General features: G+C 46.7%; 1 pseudogene. It reads left to right on the top strand.

Features of this window, described 5'->3' with window-relative positions:
* Positions 1-851, top strand: a pseudogene (locus tag H3U82_RS10775) (hypothetical protein); the annotation flags it as partial.

Below are 851 nucleotides of genomic sequence, written 5' to 3'. Positions count from 1 at the left end.
ATCTGACCAATATCAATGGTAATATCAGTACAGCAAACAGCAATATCGCTGCTTTACAGTCTGATGCGCTGCAATGGAAAAAGAACACCGATGGTACTGGTGCCTATGATGCCAGCCATGGTACCACTCAGGCGCAGAAGATTACTAATGTGGCTGCCGGTCTGGTGGAAGACGGTTCTACAGATGCAGTTAATGCCAGCCAGCTTTATCAGGTATCCACCTCTTCTGCTTCCGGTATCACTTCTTTATCTACAGCTGCTCTAAACACCACTGGTAAACTGAATACGGTAAGCAGCAATGTTTCTGCTTTACAGTCTGATGCGCTGCAATGGAAAAACAATACCAATGGCTCTGGTGCTTATGATGCCAGCCATGGTACTAATCAGGCGCAGAAGATTACTAATGTGGCTGCCGGTCAGCTAGAAAACGGTTCTACTGATGCAGTTAATGCCGGTCAGCTCTATCAGTTATCCACCTCTTCTTCTACCAGCTTCAGCTCACTGTCTACTGTTGTAAGCCGTGCCGGTGATCTAACCAATATCAATGGTAATATCAGTACAGCAAACAGCAATATTGCTGCTTTACAGTCTGATGCGCTGCAATGGAAAAAGAATGTCAATGGTAACGGCGGCTTTTACGATGCCAGCCATGGCACCAGTCAGGCGCAGAAAATTACCAATGTGGCTGCCGGTCAGCTGGAAGACGGCTCAACTGATGCGGTTAATGCCAGTCAGCTCTATCAGTTATCCACCTCTTCTGCTACCAGCTTCAGCTCACTGTCTACTGTTGTAAGCCGTGCCGGTGATCTGACCAATATCAATGGTAATATCAGTACAGCAAACAGCAATATC

The organism is Snodgrassella sp. W8132 (genome assembly GCF_016100865.1).
GTDB lineage: Bacteria > Pseudomonadota > Gammaproteobacteria > Burkholderiales > Neisseriaceae > Snodgrassella > Snodgrassella alvi.
Note: the sequence above shows the minus strand (reverse complement) of the source record. Positions and strands in the feature narration are given on the sequence as shown.